Below are 3,932 nucleotides of genomic sequence, written 5' to 3'. Positions count from 1 at the left end.
GGGAAACATGATAAGCTAAAATCTCTCGTGTCGTACTATCTTTTACGCAAGATAAATAAGCTTTCTTCCCTTTTCCAATTTGATTTTCTTTCACAGCCTTCACCTTAAAATCAGCACGATAGGTGATAGAACGTTCTGATACCTTTACGACATTTTCATTCTTTTCTAGTTGTTTCATTTGCATTTCATTAAAAATAATTTTACTCATTTCCCGTACCTCACTTTTATCATTGTTGCCATTATAACGAGGAATGAGTGTAAAAATACATAAAAACCCCGAAGCATGGACTTTTTTTAAGTGTCCACGATTCGGGGTACAGTTCAATCAAAGTTTCCTTGTTTTTTTTAATTTTATTATACTATCAAGCATCTACTTTTTTTGTCTCTTTCTTCTTCCAAAGCTTACCTGGCCAAAAAGCGAAACGGCCTAAAACGACTGTAAGTGAAGGAACAAGAAGAGGTCTTACTATAAATGTATCCAGTAGTACTCCTATTGCTGTAACAATACCAAATTGAACAAGTACTTGGATTGGTAAAGTAGCTAATACAGCAAATGTTCCTGCTAAGATTAAACCAGCAGATGTAATAACACTACCTGTTTGAACCACCCCGTTTTTGACTGCTTCAAGGTGTGGCTGGCTTCTTTTGTTTTTCCATATTTCAGAAACCATAAATATGTTATAGTCCTCTCCTAATGCTACCAAGAACACAAATGCATATAGAGGAATCGCTCCTTGTATTGCAAGAGCATCCATACCATAGTGAAGTAGTAACCATCCTGCCCCTAATGCAGAGAAGAATGATAATACCACTGTTACAATTAAGTAGATCATCGCCACAACAGAACGTAAATATACAAGTAATAATAAAGCGACAATACCAATCATAACAGGAATAATCACATTTTGATCACGTTCAGTTGTTTGTTTCGTATCGTATAATGTAGCCGTCTCTCCTCCAATCCATATGTGGTTATTAGCATCACTTATTTCAGCACTATTCATTACCTGTTTCAAACTTTTTCTTAACTCAGGGATTTTATTCATTCCCTCAATAGAATACGGATTATCTTTTATGGAAACTTCAAACATTTGTAATTGATTATTCTGTTTCCCTTGAACTGGTTCTGTTACTTGATCTATAAAAGAAAGTTTTGTTAATTCTTCTTTGACAGGTACATCTTTTCCTTTTGTATCAACAACAATTTGTACAGGTGCTAACTCACCAGGTGAAAAATGATCAGAGATTAAATCAAATCCTTCACGTGAGGGCATATCTTTTGGAAATGATTCTAATAAATCATACGTAAATTGGATACGTGGAACAAATGAAGCCAATCCACCTAATAAGAATAGTGTTAGCAGGATAATTGTCCATGGCTTACGAATAACAAGATCTCCAAGTTTTTTGCTTAAGAACTCTTTGGATTCCTTTACCTTGATTGTTTTCTTTTTTTTCTTAGCATATTCTTCATTCATTTCTCTTGTTCTTGGGATGAATGGGGAAAATGCTACTCTACCCAAAATAGCTAATAGTGCTGGTAAAATTGTCAAAGAAGCGATTCCCATAAGGGAAACAGCCACGCTAAAAGGTACTGCAAATCTATGGAAAGAACCTATATGAGCAAGAAACAGAGTACCTAATCCTACTACAACTGTAAGAGCACTCATAATGATAGCTCCACCTGATTCTTTAATTGCAAGCTGTAGCGCTTTAAATTTATTTTGCTCCACAAGAAGAAACTCTCGATATCTTGAAATTAGAAATAGACAATAATCCGTACCAGCTCCAAATAATAGTACAGTCATAATTGAAATTCCTTGCGCATCAGCAGTAATCCATCCTTTATCAGCTAAAAAACCTAAAGTTGGACTAATTATCCCATAAGCAAACCCAACTACAATTAAAGGTAAGATTGCTAATAGTGGCGAACGATAAAGAAGAATAAGTAAAGCTAAAACAAGTAATACAGTTGCAACCAATAATTTTAAATCAGCCTGACTAAATATGCTTACTGCATCAGTCTGAACACCAACTGGCCCTGATAGACGTACATGCAAACCAGAATCGGAAATCTTTCTTTTAAATGGATCATCTTCCAATGTATTCTTTATGACACTCTGCAGTTCAACCATATTCTCTTGCAGCATATCTGTCCCTGCAGTTTTATCAAAAAACACAGGGGTTACAAGAGACGTACCATCTTCTGAAACATTTTTTGCTAACGCTAGGTGCGGTATAGTATCAAAAGGTGGTAATGTTGATTGCCTCTTTAATGGCGAATTTCTAAGTTTTTGATAAGTATCTTGAATTGTCTTAAAATCCTTCTCTTCTAAACCTTCATCTTTATGCCAAACAATAAGCACAGGGTTTCCTGAGTCATTCGGAAATTCTTTCTTAATCATATTATTAGCCTGTTGTGACATAGCCGTTTCAGGAAGATTAGGGGCTGTCTCATCTTCAACGGTATTCACAGCTGGCCATGTAAACGATAAAACAAGTGTCAACAGGACCCATACAAAAAGGGTAATCCACCTTGCTTTTGGTCCACCGACATATTTCCCCCATGTATAAAGAGGATGTTTTTTCATGATATTCCACCTTTCTTACTAATTTTAGAATTAATTATATATACTGGTTAGTTAATTAATCAAGTACCATTCAACTGATATGTTATAATATTTTTAATTATGAAGAGTCAGGAGAGAATGATATTGGAACAAAAACAACGTCCTTTAGGAAGACCACCACAAAATAAAAATACAAAATCTACAAAAGATAAAATTGTTGATATTGCTACAAAGCTGTTTTTAAGTAAAGGTTATCAAATCGTCTCTATGGAAGATGTTGCAAAAGAGTGCGATGTAACAAAGGCAACTGTTTATTATTACTATGCTACAAAAGCTGATCTTTTTACGGATACAATGATTCAAATGATGGCACGCATTAGAGACAATATGCATAAAATTCTTTCAACAAGTAAGCCGCTTAAGGAGCGATTACTTGATGTTGCAAAAGTTCATTTAACCGCAACACTGAACATTGATATCAAGAGTTTCATGAAAGATGCAAAAATATCTCTTTCAGAGAATCACTTAATACAAATGCAAAAAGCTGAAGATAAAATGTACGAAGTATTGGATCAAGCAATACACAAAGCGATGCAAAAAGGTGAAATCCCTAAAGGGCACTCGCTTTTAAGTACTCATGCCTTTGTTGCTTTGCTATACTTAGGTGATTACAAAGATGTAAATCAAAAGCCACTGATTGCCAATATAGATGATTTAGCTGTAAGCATTGTAGATTTTTATTGGAATGGATTGGGACATTAATTCAGGATTTTTAATTATATATATTTCCTTGATATTGGTGTTTACATATTTATATAAAAAGCGACCATACTAATTTTTATGTTAGTATTTTATTGTGAAATACTACATGTTTTACTAACTACGATGCTAGGAGGATATTACGATGGATATTCGTGAAGGATTAATTCCAACTGCATTAGGTACAGCGGTCACAGCTGCAGGTTATGCACTTAAGCAGACACGTGGTTCTAATAAGATGATTGCTAATACGGTATTTGGATTTGGTTTAGCTCATGTTGTTTTAGGGGTAATTGATTTAGTCGAGCATCGTCGTTAGAACGAAGGCAAGCATATTTAAATGCTTGCCTTTTCTTTACCCAAAACTTAGATATGCTCATGTGAAAATTTAAATTAGGTATATATTATGCTGAGAAGGTAGTCATACGCTATACATGTATACAAAAAATCTTACTATTTCTATTGAATGATTGAATTGATGTACAAGAACTTTTATATGAATATATATAAAATTTATCTGTTTATTTGGTTCCGGTGCAAAAACTTCAAGATACATGCAAGTAACCTCTAAATCTTGGACATACTGATACTATTACTCTAAAA

Annotated in this window: 3 protein-coding genes and 1 pseudogene; 2 read left to right on the top strand and 2 right to left on the bottom strand. The window is 34.1% G+C overall.

Annotated features, from left to right (window positions below):
- Window positions 1-208, bottom strand: a pseudogene (locus tag JDS96_RS29785) (hypothetical protein); the annotation flags it as partial.
- Window positions 209-362: 154 nt separating this feature from the next.
- On the bottom strand, window positions 363-2,591 hold the full coding sequence (locus tag JDS96_RS29780) for an MMPL family transporter (protein ID WP_199669002.1): 2,229 nt from the start codon (window positions 2,589-2,591) through the stop codon (window positions 363-365).
- 117 nt (window positions 2,592-2,708) lie between these two features.
- Here JDS96_RS29780 and JDS96_RS29775 point away from each other — a divergent pair, with 117 nt between their 5' ends.
- Window positions 2,709-3,332, top strand: coding sequence for a TetR/AcrR family transcriptional regulator (locus JDS96_RS29775; protein WP_006096977.1), 624 nt, complete (start codon window positions 2,709-2,711; stop codon window positions 3,330-3,332).
- Window positions 3,333-3,474: 142 nt separating this feature from the next.
- Window positions 3,475-3,648 carry a hypothetical protein gene (locus tag JDS96_RS29770; RefSeq protein WP_006096976.1) on the top strand — a complete coding sequence of 58 codons (174 nt, stop codon included), beginning with the start codon at window positions 3,475-3,477 and terminating at the stop codon, window positions 3,646-3,648.
- Window positions 3,649-3,932 lie beyond the last annotated feature (284 nt).

The organism is Bacillus cereus group sp. N21 (assembly GCF_016483395.1).
GTDB classification, from domain to species: Bacteria; Bacillota; Bacilli; order Bacillales; family Bacillaceae_G; genus Bacillus_A; species Bacillus_A pseudomycoides.
This window is presented reverse-complemented; position numbering and strand designations above follow the sequence as displayed.

What these genes read in the sequence shown, in the direction of transcription:
- JDS96_RS29780 (WP_199669002.1), bottom strand. Translation starts at nt 2,591, where the DNA reads ATGAAAAAACATCCTCTTTATACATGGGGGAAATATGTCGGTGGACCA.
- JDS96_RS29775 (WP_006096977.1), top strand. Translation starts at nt 2,709, where the DNA reads ATGATATTGGAACAAAAACAACGTCCTTTAGGAAGACCACCACAAAAT.
- JDS96_RS29770 (WP_006096976.1), top strand. Translation starts at nt 3,475, where the DNA reads ATGGATATTCGTGAAGGATTAATTCCAACTGCATTAGGTACAGCGGTC.